The following is a 14,220-nucleotide window of genomic DNA, read 5'->3' as shown; positions in this document are numbered from 1 at the left end:
GTGCGTTTCGCGTCGATCCGCGACGCGGCAGTCGTACTGTCGGCCAGAAGTCAATACGAAGTCGGTCGCGAATTCGCGGCCGTTGAGCAACCCCGTGGGTTGCAATGTCCAGCAGAACGCATCCGTTCTGCGGCCGTCTCAGACGGCGACGGCCGCAGTAGAGCGACCGATCTTCACGTAGTTCTGTCCGGCAGTATCAGTCGTCGCTCCCGTAGCTGAGTTCCGGCGGTTGTTCGCCGTGACCGAGGCGCATGTTGCGCTCGTAGTAGATGTGAACCACGGCGGTCAGGGTGAACGTCACGGCGACAATCCCGGTCCAGGTGAGATCCGAAAGCATCGTCAGCGGGTAGATCTCGAGCCACAGCGCGGCAACCAGCGCGGAGCTGATCGCCCCGAGCGAGAGGTAGAGCTCGCGCCACGCGAACTCGTGGCCGGGGACGATCTCGAGGTAGATGCTGATGTCCCGCGTTCGGTCGGTGGCTTCGATCACGCCGTCGTCGGAATCGAACAGAAGGATCCCCGACTGATCCATCTTCGGCAGGTGTGTCTGCTGGAGCGTCGTGTAGACGCGCTTTCGCTGTTCGGGAGTGACCTCGTCGAGAGTCGTCTCGTATTCCCAGGCGGCGACCTGCTGGGCGAGGTCACCGAGTTCGACGGGCCGGGTATCCTGTTTGAGATACTGGAGGACGTAGCGCCGTCGCTGGTTGCGTAACACTTCGAATATTTCGCCTTTCGATAGCGGACCGCTGTCGTCGATATTGTCAGTTCGTTGTTGTTGAGCCACCACGGATCACCTCGTTGCGCCAGTTGGGGTCGGATCGAAGCTATCGGGGCCGGGAAGAGAGTCCGATACCGAAGCCGAGTCCGCCGCTGAAACCGGTCGCATACCTGTTAATTCGTGGCAGGAACCCCACCTATATAACTCTCCTGACGGACGGCGACCGAAGGAAAGAACGTTCAACGTGTCTACTGTATCATACGTCTACGGGGCGATGATCGCCGCGATCGAATCGGCGATCTCTGCGGCCAGTCCCGCCTTCGTCCCCTCGTAGCGGGCGACGTCCGCGTCGTGGACCAAGAGCGCTCTCGTTCGGTCCGCGCCCATCACGCTCGCGTCGTTGGCGACGACGAACGCCAGCCCCGCGCGCTCGAGCGTCCCTCGCGCCTGCTCGATCATCGCCGTCTCGTTGCCCGACGTCTCCGTTTTGAAGCCGACGATCGGCAACTCCGGCCGCTCGTCGCGGACCTCGTCGATGAGCTTCGGGGTCGGCTCGAGCGAGAGCGTGAGCTCCTGACCGGATCGAATCTTTTCGGCGCTCGTCTCGGTGGCGTAGTCGCCGATCGCGGCCGCCGAGACGAGGGTGTCCGCGTCCGTGCAGGCCTCTCGGGTGGCCTCGAGCATCTCGCTCGCACTCTCGACGTGTTCGACGGTGGCGTAGGGGACGTCACCGTCGTCGTCGGTCTCTGGCAGATCCGCGTCCTGTGCCAACGGCTGCGGACCGACGAAGCCGTGGATGAGGGTGACGTCGGCACCACGCGCGTAGCAGGCTCTCGCGACAGCTCGCCCCATCTTTCCGGACGAGCGGTTCGTGAGCACGCGGACGGGATCGATCGACTCACCCGTCGCGCCGCTGGTGACGACGACGTGTTCGCCCTCGAGCGAGCCCTCGCGCGCAGCACGCGCGACGTCGGTGACGATGGCCGCCTCACTGGCGACCTTGGCCTTCCCCTCCTCGATACGCGGGTCGACGAAGTCGACGCCCCAGTCGGCGACGGTGTCGATGGCCTCGAGGACGCCGGGGTGGTCGTACATCGGTTCGTGCATCGCGGGGGCGATCACGACGGGTGTTCCGGCTCCGAGTGCGGTCGTTGCACACGTCGTGACGGGCGTGTCGTCGACCGCGCCGGCGATCTTGCCGACCGTGTTCGCCGTCGCGGGCGCGATCAGGAGCACGTCGGCCCAGCCGTCGTAGCCGCACAGTTCGACGTGCTCGACGCGTCCCGTAATCTCCGTCACCACGTCGTTCTCGGTGGCGAACTCGACCGCCCACGGGTGGATAATCCCCTGGGAACTGCCGGTCATCACGCCTCGCACCTCGGCTCCCTGGCGTCGCAACTCGTGGGCCAGTTCGACCGTCTTGACGGCCGCGATCGATCCCGTCACCCCGAGCGCGACGTTGACTCCCTCGAGCATTCGTCTGCTAGTCTCTCTCGGGGAGTGTTAAGCGTAGCGAGGCTCGGCGAACGGTGAGGAGGGCAACCGAGCGAGCCGAACGGAACGACTGCGGAAGAGAGACCCGCTCTCGTCGCTTCCACTTGCTTTCGTTTGGACGACTGTCACTCCTCGTCGAGCTCGACGCTCGGATGCATCGTCGGCTGCTCCTCGAGCGGATCGGCGAACGCCTCGCGAATCGTTTCTCGCGCGCGCTCGTCGCGGGCGCGACGTTCCGCGTCGTCGATCTCCTCACAGCCAGGGGGCACCTCGCGGTCTCGGCCGGTAAAGTAGCCCTCGGGAACGACCCAGTCGTGGTAGAAGTTCGCATTCGAGTCGTGGATCGCGGCCAGACCAACCTTCGCCCCGTGGCCGGCCGCGACGATCGACTGGTGCGGTTCGTTGGCGATCCGACCCGCGGCGTAGACGCCGTCGACGGCCGTCCGTCCGGCTTCGTCGACGCTTACGTAGTGTTTACTCCCGCGTTGGATCCGTCCCACGTCGAGCGGGACGAGGTAGTCGCTGTTCGACCAAGAGGCCGCGATCACCCGGCGGGCCTCGAGCGGGTCGCCGCCTTCAGTCTCGAGGACGAAGCCGGCCTCGAGATCCGACTCGTCGCGGGGTTCGACACGTGTAACGTACCCGAGTTCGAACGCCGCGCCCGCGTTTCGAGCCTGCTCGCGGGTCAGTTGCAGGTACCGGCGGGCGTCGATCCCGTCGGGAAAACCGGGGTAGTTCTCGAGGCTGGCGTTGCGCGCGAGGATGGACTCGCCGCCGTCGACGACGAGGCTATCCAGTCCCGCGCGTGCGGTGAAGATCGACGCGGCGAGGCCGGAGACCCCTCCGCCGACGATACAGACGTCTCGCATGGATCGTCGTAAGCCGCCGTGAATATCAAAGGTTCGTACTTGCGGCCGACGCTAGATGGGACGATCCGTCTCGGGTCGACCGTCACGATGACAATCCTTACTTTCGGACGCGTTGTAACGCCGATGTGGACAGAATTCTCCTCAGCACCGTCGCTTACCGCTCGCCAGAGGAGGTCTTTCCGTACGTGCGAGCGTTCACTAACTACCCGCGGTACTCCGACCACCTGAAAGCGGTCCGCGTGCACGGAGACGGCAACGTCGGCTCCGTCTACGACCTCGAGCTGGGCTGGTGGAAGCTCAGCTACACGGCGCGCTCGAAGGTGATCGCCATCACTGAACCAGATTCGCTCGAGTGGCAACTGGTCAACGATCTCGACGCCCGCGGCGAGTGGCGCGTCGAACCGGAGCCCGAGTCGGCACCCGAGGGAGTCGAGACGGCGAGTCGAATCTACTTTGAGGCCCAGTACGACCCCTACTCGGCGGACAAGAGCGCGCTCTCGCTGCCGCGATTCGTCTCGCTGGACTGGGTCGTCACGAAGGTGCAACCGAAACTGCTGAGCGAAGCCGAGTCGGTCGTCGAACGGCTCGTCGCGGATATCGAGGGCCAACGCCGAGACGTGGAGCTGACGGTTCACGAGATGCCTTGACGGGGCGATAAACGCGCTGGACCGCGGTAAAACGTCCGTCGTTTCCGCTCAGAGCGTATACTCGTGGTCCCCGTTTTCGCTCTCGAGGAACGCCGCGAGGAGATCGATCGTCGCCGAAATATCGTCGACGTGGGCCGCCTCGGTCGGCGTGTGGAGGTAGCGCGTCGGGATCGAGATCGCGCCGACGGGTTTCGCCCCGCCCGAGAACTGGAAGCCGGCCGTGTCGGTGCCGCCCGCGGGGAGAATCTCGTGTTGGAACTCGACCCCCTCGTCTTCGGCGACCGCCTGCAGCCGTTTGTGGACCTTCGGGTTCGTGATGACGCTCCCGTCTTTGAGCTTGATCGCCGCGCCGTCACCGAGTTCGGTGACGTGTTTGCCGGCGTCGAAGCCGGGGACGTCGTTGGCCACAGTGACGTCCAGCGCGATCGCCAGGTCCGGATCGACGTCGACGCCGAGCGCGCGTGCGCCGCGCAGGCCGACCTCCTCCTGGACCGTCGCACAGAAGTGGATCGTCACGTCGGGTGATTCGAGTCGGCGGGCCGCCTCGAGCATCGCGAACAGGCAGACGCGGTCGTCCAGGGCTTTGCCGGTGATCGTCTCGCCGACGCGCTCGGTGGTCTGGTCCATCGTGACGAGGTCGCCGACCGAGACGCGCTCCTCGAGGTCCTCGTAGGGGAGCCCGACGTCGACGACGACGTCCTCGACTTTGGGCGTCTTCTCGCGTTCCTCGTCGGTCAGGGTGTGTGGCGGCGGGGAGCCGATGACGCCCGGGAGGTCGCCGTCGTCGGTGTGGATCGTCACGCGCTGGGCCTTGAGAATTCGGGCGTCCCAGCCGCCGAGCGCGTCGAGTTCGAGGAAGCCGAAGCCGTCGTCGTCACCCTTGCAATGGCGTACCATAAAGCCGATCTCGTCCATGTGGGCAGCGACGGCCACGGAGTACTCCGAGTCGCCCTCGAGCGTGCCGACGACGTTCCCCATCGCGTCGGTGCGAACCCGATCGACGCTGTCTTCGAACTCGTCGATCACGAGGTCCCGAATTCGGTCCTCGTAGCCGGGAACGCCACTCGTCTCTGTCAGTGTCGTCAAAAGGTCGCCATCGAACGGAACGGTTTCCATACACAATCTGACCGTGAATCCGTGATAAACGTACGGGCTACGGAGATCCGACGGCGTTCTCGCGTGATCATTGCTGTACGACTAGTAACCGGGAGGTTTCGGCGCGAGAGCAACCGCCGAGTATTAACGGAGCGACCTGCTAAACGCGTGTACATGAGTAACGTACGTGTCGCAGGTGTCGGTCTGACCCCGTTCGGGAACGCGCCCGAGCGAACGAGCCGGGACCTCTTCGCGGAAGCGAGCATCACGGCCTTCGAAGACAGTGGTGTTCCCCGCGACGACGTCGATGCCCTCCTCTACGGTAATTTCATGGGCGAACTGTCCGAACATCAGGGCCACCACGGCCCGCTGATGGCCGAAGCCGCGGGCGTGCAGGCCCCTGCAACCCGCTACGAATCCGCGTGTGCCTCGAGCGGAGCGGCCGTTCGAGACGCCGTCATGCGGATCCGAAACGGCGAGGACGACGTGCTCCTCGTCGGCGGCGCCGAACGAATGACTAACCTCGGCACCGCGGGCGCGACGGAAGCGCTCGCCATCGCCGCCGACGACCTCTGGGAGGTGCGCGCCGGAGTGACCTTCCCGGGCGCGTACGCGTTGATGGCCCAAGCCTACTTCACCGAGTACGGCGGCGAACACGAGGATCTGGCCCACATCGCCGTCAAGAACCACGAGAACGCACTGAACAACGACAAGGCTCAGTACCAGAGCGCCATCGAAGTGGACGACGTGCTCGAGGCCCCGCAGGTCTCCTCGCCGCTCGGCCTCTACGACTCCTGTCCGCTCTCCGACGGTGCCGCCGCCGTGGTCCTCACGAGCGAGGAGTACGCGGAAGAACACGGTCTCGACGCGCCGGTCTCCATCACGGGGACCGGTCAGGGCGGCGATCGCATGGCGCTCCACGACCGCGACCACCTCGCGCGCTCGCCAGCGGCCCGCGAGGCCGGCGAGCAGGCCTACGCCGACGCCGGCATCGACGCCGCGGACGTGGACTTCGCGGAGGTCCACGACTGCTTTACCATCGCGGAAGTGCTGGCGATCGAATCGCTGGATCTCTTCCCGATCGGCGAGGGCATCTCGGCAGCCCGCGACGGTCGGACCACTGCCGACGGCGAGACGCCGATCAACCTCTCCGGCGGCCTGAAGGCCAAAGGCCATCCGGTCGGCGCGACCGGCGCCTCACAGATCGCGGAGGTCGCGACGCTCCTCGCCGGCGACCACCCGAACAGCGAGTTCGTCGAGAGCGGGACGACCGCCGTCGCCCACAACGCGGGTGGTACGGTCGCGAGTGCGACGGTTCACGTTTTGGAGGTCGATAACTGATGAGCGAGAACGACTCCCGGACCAGAGACGCCGGCTTCGACGAGTGGCTCGACGCCGCCGAAACGGGCGAGGCCTACTACCTCGAGTGTGCGAACGGTCACGGCTCGCTGCCGCCGCGGCGGGTCTGTCCCGACTGCGGCTCGACCGACCTCGAGGAAACCGCACTCCCCGAATTCGGCGAGGTCGCGACGTTCACCGTCACGCACGTGCCGACGCCGGCGTTCGAGGAGGACGCGCCGTACGCGACGGCCGTCGTCGACTTCGGGCCGGTCCGGATCACGGGACAGATCGTCGGCGTGGACCTCGAAGCGATCGAGAACGGACTCGAGGTCGAACCCGAGATCACGGTCTCGGAGACGACGGGCGAGCGCGTGATCGCGTTCTCGCCGCAGTAATTCCCGAAAGTACCCTTCTCACCGATCACCGGTTCGATCTCGACTTCGCGCCGGCGCGGTTTCCGAGTCGCTCGTCCGCTCGCGGACGAGTCCGAAGAGCCGAACGGCGTCGTCTCGTCGGGCGATTGAATTCCGATCGTCCGCCGCGCAGCGAACGGACGGATCTGTCAGTATTCGACGATCGGGCTACTCGAGATCGATGTCGGCGTGTGGCAACTCGGCGCTCAAATACTCGACGAACTTGTCGGGGTGTTCGGCGTGGGGCAGTTGCGTCGCGTAGTCGATGACGACGAGTTCGAGATCGGCCGCGTCGGCGAGGTCTCGGCCCTCACGCAACGGGACGAGTTCCGCGTCGCGACCCCAGACGAGCGTGGTCGGGGTCTCGAGCGCCGCCAGCTCCGTCGCCAGATCGAACTCGGGATCGAGGGTGCCCGAGCTAAAGGACGCGGGGGCGTAGCGAGCGCCGGGCTGGTGGGCGCTCCGCCAGGCGTACTCGATCTCCGCGTCGTCGATCCGGTCGCTGTCGTAGTAGCCGTCCCGATCGTAGAAGTAGCGGATTCCGGGTTTGGTGGCGAGCAGGTTGAACAGCGTCGAACCGACGATCGGCGTCCGAACGAGGGTCCGCACCCAGGGGCGTTCGTCGGTCGTCTCGTCGGTCGGGCAGATTAAGACGAGCTGGTCGAAATCACTCTCCTGGGCGGCTTCGGCGGCGAACGAACCGGTCAGCGAGGAGGTGACGACGATCGGCTTGTCGGCGACGTCGGCCGCGAAGTCGCGGATGAACTCCGCGTAGAGGGTCGACGAGTAGATCAGCGGCGGCCGGTTCGATCGACCGAACCCGGGAAGATCGACCGCGATTACGTGGTACTCTTCCGCCAGTCGCTCGATGATCGGTTCGAACTCGCGGCTGCTCGCTCCTGCGTGGATCCCGTGACAGAGGATCATATCCGGGTCGTTGGGATCACCGGCGACGGTGTACTTCGTCTCGATTCCGCGCCAGCGGTACGTCCGTTCGACCCCGACGAGCGGGTTCTCGAGTTCTCCGGCTCGCTTCGCGAGGAGTCGGTTGCCGAGTACGGCTGCGCCGACGGTACCGACCGCGGCACCGAGAACTGTGCGGAGTTTCATACTGGGGCGTATGCCGTCGACGGCCTTAGGCCTGCGGTCGGCGTTCACAATCTGTACCGGGTTTCGGAATCGCTTCCGGCCGGCCCCAACTCGCCGATTCCAACCCCGTCGGCCTCAGCTATCCGTTTTCGCTGGTCGTCTCGAGTTCGTCGAGACAGTCCTCGACGGGGTCGAGCAACTCGCCGGCGATCGAGTAAGGGTCGGTCTCGCCCTGGCGGACGGACTCCGCGAGGTCGTCGATCCCGCCGCGTTCGGCGAGTCGGTCCTCGAGCAGGGCGTGGACGTCCTCGCGCAGGAGTGTCCGAATTTCCTCGGCGTACCGGCCGCGGACCTGCTCGGCGTGTTCGCCGGAGTCGACGAGGTAGGTGCGGTGATTGGCGAACTCGTCGATGAGGTCGTCGATGCCCTCGCCCTTCGTGGCGACGGTTTCGACGATGGGCGTCGTCCAGCCCGCCGTCTCGCCCTCGTCGTCGGTCTCACCATCCCAGTCGTCGTGGGCGTCGATGATCTCCTGGCTGTGGTGGCCGCCGTCACCACCGATTCCGCCGCCACCGTCGCCAAGTTGAATCATGTCACGGAGTTCCTGGACCGTCCGATCCGAGCCGGGACGGTCGGCCTTGTTGACCACGAAAACGTCCGCAATCTCGAGGATTCCGGCCTTCAAGGTCTGGATGTCGTCGCCCGACCCCGGCGGGACGAGGACGGCGACGGTGTCCGCAGTTCGAACGATGTCGATCTCGTTTTGGCCGGCGCCGACGGTCTCGATGATGATCTTGTCCTTGCCGAAGGCGTCCATCGCCTTGACCGCGTCCGCGGTAGCTGTCGAGAGCCCGCCGAGGGTGCCGCGGGCGCTCATCGATCTGACGAAGACGTCCATATCCCCCACGGTGGAGGCCATTCGAATTCGGTCGCCGAGGACGGCACCACCCGTGAAGGGCGAGGAGGGGTCGATCGCGATGACGCCGACCGTCTCGCCGCGGTCGCGGTAGGTTTCGGCGAGTTTGTCGACCAGCGTCGATTTCCCCGCACCGGGACTGCCCGTGATGCCGATGACGTCTGCCTCGCCCGTGTGGGCATACAGTTCGGAGACGAGATTCCGGTAGCCCGGCGAGCGGTTCTCGATCTTCGAGATCACTCGAGCCAGCGCGCGGTGTTCGCCCGCGAGCAGCGCCTCGAGCAGTTCCTCGTCGGAACTCATCGCTCGGGGGCGTTCTCGCGGACGAACTCGATCGTCTCCTCGATCGACGTTCCGGGCCCGAAGATCGCCGAGACGCCCTGTGCCTCGAGTTCCGCGCGATCCTCGTCGGGGATGACGCCGCCGGCCAGCACGAGCGTGTCCTCTTTGGCCCCGTACTCCTCGAGGCCGTCCATGATCTTCGGGACGAGCGTGTCGTGTGCGCCCGAGAGGATAGAAATGCCGAGGACGTCGACGTCCTCCTGGACGGTCGCCTGAACGATCTCTTCGGGGGCCTTGTGCAGTCCGGAGTAGATAACTTCGAAGCCGGCGTCGCGGAAGGCTCGAGCGATGACGTGGGCGCCGCGATCGTGACCGTCGAGACCGACCTTGGCGACGAGACACCGAATCGACTCCTGCTCCTGTTCGCTGCTCATACCCCCACTTTCCTAGCCGCCTGTTTGACTTTAACGGAAGTTCGTGCATATTTCGCCGGAACGTGGCCCGTGGAACGGTCGCGCGGAACGTTGCTCGGACCGAACGTCGTCAGCCCTGTGATTTGCTGGCCTCATCATCGAGCGGTACCGTCATCCGTCCGCGAGCGACTGATCCGAACCGACGATACCGGCAGGCAGCACCCACCTGAATTCGTGTCCGTCTCACGGCGAGACGGATCTGAACTGAACCAAAGGCTAAAGAGCGAAACGACCTAACATTCCGGTAATGACTATCGTTCGTTTACTGCGGAGGGATCTCTCGTGGGCGTCGAAATAAAAGAAACCAGGGTGTCCGACGCCGAGTTCGAGGAGATGAAGGGCTTCGTCTTCGAGTACCTCTCGGCCAGCGTCGAAAAGGAGGAGGAAGGCGGCCGCATGCGCTGGTATCCGTGGCACTCCGCGGAGTATCGGCACAACCACATCCTCAACGTGGTCGAACTCGCCGAAGAGATCGCCCACGAAGAGGGTGCGGACCCCGACGTCACCCGCGTCGCCGCGCTCTTTCACGACGTCGCCAAACTCGAGACCGATCAGGAGCTCCACGCCGAGGCCGGGGCTCGCGTCGCCCGCGAGTACCTCGAGTCCCGCGCGGAGTACCCCGAATCCTTCATCGAACAGGTGTGTCGCGCGATCGAACACCACTCCTATCAGGGCGAGTTGACCGACCTCGCACTCGAGACCCAGTGTCTCATCGAGGCCGATCTACTCGACAAAGTCGGCGCGAACGGCACCGCGCTCATGCTGTTGCGGATGGGCTACGAGGCTCGGACGCACATGGACTCCGACGAGATGGTCGAACGGGTCTTAGAGCGCGGCTACGACGCCGCCTCGCGCGTCCGGAGCGACACCGCCGAGAGTATCGCCCACCAGCGACTCAAGCGCGTGAAGTGGTTCAGCGAGTGGCTCGAGGACGAGATCGCGGCGATGGGATAACCACCCGACACACGTGAGCCCGCGCGTAGGTCCGTATCCTCACGGCTGAGTATCGGAGGGAGCGCCGACTATCGTTTCGTGCGGAACGTATCAGCATCTATTTGATAGTCGGGAATGGTTTTACACACAACATGTATGCGATCGGCACCCTGCGTGACGCCATTGCGGTCACGAAACGCTATTTCGGCGCGCTGGGCTACGTCGGCTGGCTCAAACTCGCGCTCGTCGTCCTCTTTCTCGGCGGGATCAGTTTCACGACACAGTTCGTCAACGTCCCGCTGGATGCGGTCGCGGAGGGGATCGACGATCCCGACGTCCGGTGGCTCGCAGCAGCGGTGCTCGTCCTCGTCCTCACCGTCTACGGCGCGTTCAGGTATCTCGCCGCGCTCCTCGAGTTCGTCTTCGTCGAGTCGCTTCGCTCCGAGGCGATCCACCTCCGGCGGTACGGTCGTGCGAACCTCGGCCGCGCCTTGTGGCTGCTGGCGTTCCGGGCCCTGCTGTGGCTCGGACTGATCGTCGCGCTCGCGCTCCTCGTCGGAGCTGTGATCGTCGGCGGCGACGTCACCGAGGTTGCCGATCTTTCGGACGGCCAGATCGCCCTTTTCGTCCTCTCCGCGCTCGGCATCTTCGTCGGCTGGTACGCGGTCTACACGCTCACGACGGCGTTCGTGGTTCCGATCATGCTGCAGCAGGCGTGTGGCCCGATCGCCGCCTGGCGACGGTTCGCCCCGACGCTGGCGTCGAACTGGACCGGGACGGTCGGCTACCTCCTGATCGCCTGGCTGATCGGGTTCACCTTCTGGATGCTGTTCGCGATGATCGGATTCTTCCTCACGTTCTTCGGGATCATCGCGTTCATCCTCGTGGCGCTGCTGTTCGAAGCGATCCATCCGAACCTCCTCTGGGTTGCGGTCGTCCTGTTGCTCCTCGCCTATCTGGGCTACCAGTACGTCGTCGCGGCGATCGAGGCACCCGTTCGGAGCTTCGTGCGATACGACGCGCTCGACCTCATCCCGGAACAGCGGACTGCGGTTCGAGCCGACGAGGGGACGGCTGCTGATCGATCAGTCGGAGGCGATGCCCGTGAGACGATCGACTGGGAGCGGGGGACCGACGCCGACGGAGTCGATCGAGGTGGAGAGGCTCCCTCGAGCGACCGACACGACGCAGCACGAGACGAACCCACCTGGGAGGGCTCGACCGCGTGGGACGAACTGGACGGCTGGGCCGACGAGTCGTATCGAGACGGTTCGATAGGATCGGATACCGACTCGAGCGACGGCGACTCGAGACCGTGGTCGGGCTGGGACACGGAGACGGACGCCGATGGCGTCGACGACGCCGGTACCGGGTCGACGGAGACCGACGACACCGTCGATTCGAACGACGCTGAGGGCTCGAACGGTGGTGAGGAGGCCGGCGATTCGGACGATGGTGGCGATCGGGAGTAGTCGAACGCTTCGGTGGACCGGTTCGATGGTTCCGAACACGGTCATCTGGAGTTTCTGCTGAGGGGGTATCGTTGCCCCGTCTCAGACGATGCGTAGCGCCCCAATCGCGAGAAAGAGGAGTCCGAAACCGACCAGAACAACGGCACTCAGCGCGGCGACGACTGGGGCGAAGGCGTCGACGCGCCGGCCCGCCGCGACCAGCGCGGCGGGGTAGACGACGATCCAGATCGCGATACCGGCGAAGAAGCCGACGAGTAGCGTCGGCGAGCCGGTCTGGACGGTCAGCGCGCCCTCGAGCGCCGCGCCGGCGCCCGGGAGGTGCGAGAGCACGTCGAGGGTTCCGGACTCGAGCAAACCGACGCCGACGGTGAGCCAGAAGCCGATCTGGTAGGGGTTGGTCAGCGAGAGCGCGAACGTCTTCCGGAACCCCGTCGAGACGGCGTGGTCGCCGTCGGCGGTGAACGTGGCCGCGGCTCTGGCCTCTTCGACCGCGCCGACCGCGAAGTACAGCATGAGGACGCCGCCGACGAGATAGAGGAGCGGCCGGGCCGCCGGGAACTGATCGATGACGGCGACCGCGCCGGCGAGCGTGAGCACGAAAAAGAGCACGTCGGCCGACATCGCGCCCAGTCCGGCCCGAAAGCCGGCCGTCCAGCCCCGGACAACGCTTTCCTCGGCGATAATGGCGTTCATGGGTCCCGGCGGTGCCGCGAGGGCGAGTCCGAAGATCACTCCTGCGAGGGCCGTCGTCAGCGTCACTGGTTCTCGGTCTCGAGTCCGCAGCGGGTCGTGAAAAGGCCACTGGCTTTGATACCAGTGCGGCCGTAGGGTTCCGTATGGTCGACGTTCTCTCGGACGAGATCGCTCGCTTCGTACGCGCGGTCGGACCCGAACCCGACGAGACGTTGCGCGAGATGGACGACTACGCCGAACGGGAGGGGTTCCCCCACGTCGGTCCCGAGGTCGGCGCGTTCTTGCGGTTCGTCGCTCGGATGGCCGACGCCGAGCGAATTTTCGAGTTCGGCTCCGGCTACGGCTACTCGGCGTACTGGATGGCAGCGGCGCTGCCCGACGACGGCGAACTCGTGCTCACGGAGGTCGACGAGGACGAACTCGAGCTCGCTCGAGAGTACATGCGTGCAGGCGGATACGACGACCTCGCACGGTACGAACTGGGCGATGCGATGGCGACCATCGACGAGTACGACGGCCCGTTCGACGTGGTGTTGATCGACCACCAGAAACACCGGTACGTGGACGCGTTCGAGGCCGTCCGCTCGACGGTTCCCGTGGGTGGCGTCGTGATCGCTGACAACGCGATCACCGCGGGGCCGATCGATTTCGAGGCGTTGCTGTCAATCGCGGAGGGCGAAGCGCCCGACGACGTGAACGAACACACGCGGGGAATCGCGGACTACCTCGAGCGCGTGACCGACGATCCCGATTTCGAAACGATCGTGCTCCCGCTGGGCGAAGGGATCGCGGTGAGCTACCGGGTCGGCTAAGAGCGACTCGAGGATCGTTCGATGCCGAAGCGTCGGGCTCGGACGTCTCAGCTGCGCTCGCGCACCGTCGCGGCGAGGTGGTAGCCACACAGTCCGCCCAGCGCCACGAAAAAGAGCGCGTACGCGGCCGTCAGCACCAGCCAGGAGTGAACGTCATCCTCGCGTCCGAGGACCGAACTCACCGTCCAGCCCGCGAGCGCGGGACCGAAGATACCAGCGAGGACGAACGTCGCGAGGATCGCGACGACGAACGATCTGCTCGACAGGATTTCTCGGCGAGATCGGAAGCTCACGACCGACAGAACGTTCCGCGAGAAATAACTGTTGTGGACGACGACACCGCCGTTCGACGCCGATCACCGGGTCGAGTAGTCGGATTCGCCCTCGAGGATCTGCTCTTCGGGAGCGTCGGCGCTGGAGGTCGCGCCGTACTCGCGGAAGCCGAGGAAGACCGTCGCTGCGGCGGCGGTGAGCAGCGTCCCCCAGGTGATCGCGGTTAGCGAGTGAACGTGGGTCGACGCGTCGCCGGGGATGGCAGCGCCGACTGTCTCGAGGCCGATCGCGTGAACGCTGGCGACGGCGAGGAAAGCGACCCAGAACGCGAGCGCGAGGTTGGCGAGCGTTCGCCGGGAGACGTGGGTCGCGTAGCGGGCGACACAGTAGACGCCCGCGATGGCGACGGCGGTGGCCACGAGGGTCGGCACGAGTGTGTCGACGGCACTGCTGAGAAGACCGGCAACGGCGAAGCAGGCGAACGATACGGCGAGTAACAGCCGATTCGATCGAGTAGGTATCGAAATCACGTCGTGCACCGCTTTGCTGGGACGAACAGGCGGTCGAATATATAGCTGTTGGCTTGGTGTAGGGTTGCGGAGCAAGAAGTGATATACTCTGACCTCGAGCGTATTCACTCCAGCAGACACATTTTGTTGTCTTTTTTTGGGTTCCAAACAATACCCCATCTGATTTAGTC

At 65.2% G+C, this 14,220-nt stretch carries 16 protein-coding genes; 6 read left to right on the top strand and 10 right to left on the bottom strand.

The window, feature by feature from the left end:
* Positions 1-196: 196 nt before the first annotated feature.
* The 3 genes from ACSFDB_RS04285 to ACSFDB_RS04275 all read right to left on the bottom strand — a co-directional run bounded on the left by ACSFDB_RS04285 (position 197) and on the right by ACSFDB_RS04275 (position 3,105).
* Positions 197-784: a DUF7344 domain-containing protein gene (locus ACSFDB_RS04285; protein WP_440769783.1), complete on the bottom strand. Its 588-nt coding sequence runs from the start codon at positions 782-784 to the stop codon at positions 197-199.
* A gap of 198 nt (positions 785-982) precedes the next feature.
* Entirely contained in the window at positions 983-2,194 is a 1,212-nt protein-coding gene (gene coaBC, locus ACSFDB_RS04280) for a bifunctional phosphopantothenoylcysteine decarboxylase/phosphopantothenate--cysteine ligase CoaBC (RefSeq protein WP_440769782.1), read from the bottom strand.
* 143 nt (positions 2,195-2,337) lie between these two features.
* Complete coding sequence (locus ACSFDB_RS04275) at positions 2,338-3,105, bottom strand: NAD(P)/FAD-dependent oxidoreductase (protein ID WP_440770174.1); 768 nt, start codon at positions 3,103-3,105, stop codon at positions 2,338-2,340.
* A 101-nt stretch (positions 3,106-3,206) separates the two neighbouring features.
* On the opposite strand from ACSFDB_RS04275, the gene ACSFDB_RS04270 reads away from it, so the two are divergent.
* Complete coding sequence (locus tag ACSFDB_RS04270; RefSeq protein ID WP_440769781.1) at positions 3,207-3,728, top strand: SRPBCC family protein; 522 nt, start codon at positions 3,207-3,209, stop codon at positions 3,726-3,728.
* Positions 3,729-3,776: 48 nt separating this feature from the next.
* Here the strand turns inward: ACSFDB_RS04270 and ACSFDB_RS04265 are convergent, their stop codons facing one another.
* Positions 3,777-4,844: a M42 family metallopeptidase gene (locus ACSFDB_RS04265; protein WP_440769780.1), complete on the bottom strand. Its 1,068-nt coding sequence runs from the start codon at positions 4,842-4,844 to the stop codon at positions 3,777-3,779.
* 153 nt (positions 4,845-4,997) lie between these two features.
* On the opposite strand from ACSFDB_RS04265, the gene ACSFDB_RS04260 reads away from it, so the two are divergent.
* Together ACSFDB_RS04260 and ACSFDB_RS04255 are read left to right on the top strand one after the other, a co-directional pair.
* Positions 4,998-6,164 (top strand): thiolase domain-containing protein, encoded by a 1,167-nt coding sequence (locus ACSFDB_RS04260; protein ID WP_440769779.1) that lies wholly within the window; start codon positions 4,998-5,000, stop codon positions 6,162-6,164.
* Positions 6,164-6,559 (top strand): Zn-ribbon domain-containing OB-fold protein, encoded by a 396-nt coding sequence (locus tag ACSFDB_RS04255; RefSeq protein ID WP_440769778.1) that lies wholly within the window; start codon positions 6,164-6,166, stop codon positions 6,557-6,559. Before ACSFDB_RS04260 ends, ACSFDB_RS04255 begins: the two co-directional genes overlap by 1 nt.
* Before the next feature lie 186 nt (positions 6,560-6,745).
* On the opposite strand, the gene ACSFDB_RS04250 is transcribed toward ACSFDB_RS04255, so the two are convergent.
* From ACSFDB_RS04250 to ACSFDB_RS04240, 3 genes are all read right to left on the bottom strand, one after another.
* Positions 6,746-7,687: an alpha/beta fold hydrolase gene (locus ACSFDB_RS04250; protein WP_440769777.1), complete on the bottom strand. Its 942-nt coding sequence runs from the start codon at positions 7,685-7,687 to the stop codon at positions 6,746-6,748.
* 118 nt (positions 7,688-7,805) lie between these two features.
* Positions 7,806-8,885, bottom strand: a complete 1,080-nt coding sequence (gene meaB, locus ACSFDB_RS04245) for a methylmalonyl Co-A mutase-associated GTPase MeaB (protein WP_440769776.1) — start codon at positions 8,883-8,885, stop codon at positions 7,806-7,808.
* A complete protein-coding gene (locus tag ACSFDB_RS04240; RefSeq protein WP_006089193.1) occupies positions 8,882-9,298 on the bottom strand; it encodes a cobalamin B12-binding domain-containing protein in 417 nt (138 codons plus the stop codon). Before ACSFDB_RS04240 ends, meaB begins: the two co-directional genes overlap by 4 nt.
* Positions 9,299-9,619: 321 nt before the next feature.
* Between ACSFDB_RS04240 and ACSFDB_RS04235 the strand changes: the two genes are divergently transcribed.
* Both ACSFDB_RS04235 and ACSFDB_RS04230 read left to right on the top strand, forming a co-directional pair.
* Positions 9,620-10,291: an HD domain-containing protein gene (locus ACSFDB_RS04235; protein ID WP_090304963.1), complete on the top strand. Its 672-nt coding sequence runs from the start codon at positions 9,620-9,622 to the stop codon at positions 10,289-10,291.
* Positions 10,292-10,422: 131 nt separating this feature from the next.
* Positions 10,423-11,742: a DUF7544 domain-containing protein gene (locus tag ACSFDB_RS04230; RefSeq protein WP_440769775.1), complete on the top strand. Its 1,320-nt coding sequence runs from the start codon at positions 10,423-10,425 to the stop codon at positions 11,740-11,742.
* Positions 11,743-11,823: 81 nt separating this feature from the next.
* Here the strand turns inward: ACSFDB_RS04230 and ACSFDB_RS04225 are convergent, their stop codons facing one another.
* Positions 11,824-12,501, bottom strand: coding sequence for a LysE family translocator (locus tag ACSFDB_RS04225; protein ID WP_440769774.1), 678 nt, complete (start codon positions 12,499-12,501; stop codon positions 11,824-11,826).
* 77 nt (positions 12,502-12,578) lie between these two features.
* Between ACSFDB_RS04225 and ACSFDB_RS04220 the strand changes: the two genes are divergently transcribed.
* Positions 12,579-13,247: an O-methyltransferase gene (locus tag ACSFDB_RS04220; protein WP_440769773.1), complete on the top strand. Its 669-nt coding sequence runs from the start codon at positions 12,579-12,581 to the stop codon at positions 13,245-13,247.
* A gap of 47 nt (positions 13,248-13,294) precedes the next feature.
* Here ACSFDB_RS04220 and ACSFDB_RS04215 read toward each other — a convergent pair whose 3' ends face one another.
* Positions 13,295-13,540, bottom strand: a complete 246-nt coding sequence (locus tag ACSFDB_RS04215) for a hypothetical protein (protein ID WP_440769772.1) — start codon at positions 13,538-13,540, stop codon at positions 13,295-13,297.
* A 63-nt stretch (positions 13,541-13,603) separates the two neighbouring features.
* Positions 13,604-14,059 carry a hypothetical protein gene (locus ACSFDB_RS04210; RefSeq protein ID WP_440769771.1) on the bottom strand — a complete coding sequence of 152 codons (456 nt, stop codon included), beginning with the start codon at positions 14,057-14,059 and terminating at the stop codon, positions 13,604-13,606.
* Positions 14,060-14,220 lie beyond the last annotated feature (161 nt).

The organism is Natronorubrum amylolyticum (genome assembly GCF_052040145.1).
Classification (GTDB): Archaea; Halobacteriota; Halobacteria; order Halobacteriales; family Natrialbaceae; genus Natronorubrum.
Note: the sequence above shows the minus strand (reverse complement) of the source record. Positions and strands in the feature narration are given on the sequence as shown.

Bases quoted from the DNA above. Each gene is read 5' to 3' on its own strand.
- coaBC (WP_440769782.1), bottom strand. From the start codon at position 2,194: ATGCTCGAGGGAGTCAACGTCGCGCTCGGGGTGACGGGATCGATCGCG.
- ACSFDB_RS04265 (WP_440769780.1), bottom strand. From the start codon at position 4,844: ATGGAAACCGTTCCGTTCGATGGCGACCTTTTGACGACACTGACAGAG.
- ACSFDB_RS04260 (WP_440769779.1), top strand. From the start codon at position 4,998: ATGAGTAACGTACGTGTCGCAGGTGTCGGTCTGACCCCGTTCGGGAAC.
- ACSFDB_RS04255 (WP_440769778.1), top strand. From the start codon at position 6,164: ATGAGCGAGAACGACTCCCGGACCAGAGACGCCGGCTTCGACGAGTGG.
- ACSFDB_RS04250 (WP_440769777.1), bottom strand. From the start codon at position 7,687: ATGAAACTCCGCACAGTTCTCGGTGCCGCGGTCGGTACCGTCGGCGCA.
- meaB (WP_440769776.1), bottom strand. From the start codon at position 8,885: ATGAGTTCCGACGAGGAACTGCTCGAGGCGCTGCTCGCGGGCGAACAC.
- ACSFDB_RS04240 (WP_006089193.1), bottom strand. From the start codon at position 9,298: ATGAGCAGCGAACAGGAGCAGGAGTCGATTCGGTGTCTCGTCGCCAAG.
- ACSFDB_RS04230 (WP_440769775.1), top strand. From the start codon at position 10,423: ATGTATGCGATCGGCACCCTGCGTGACGCCATTGCGGTCACGAAACGC.
- ACSFDB_RS04220 (WP_440769773.1), top strand. From the start codon at position 12,579: ATGGTCGACGTTCTCTCGGACGAGATCGCTCGCTTCGTACGCGCGGTC.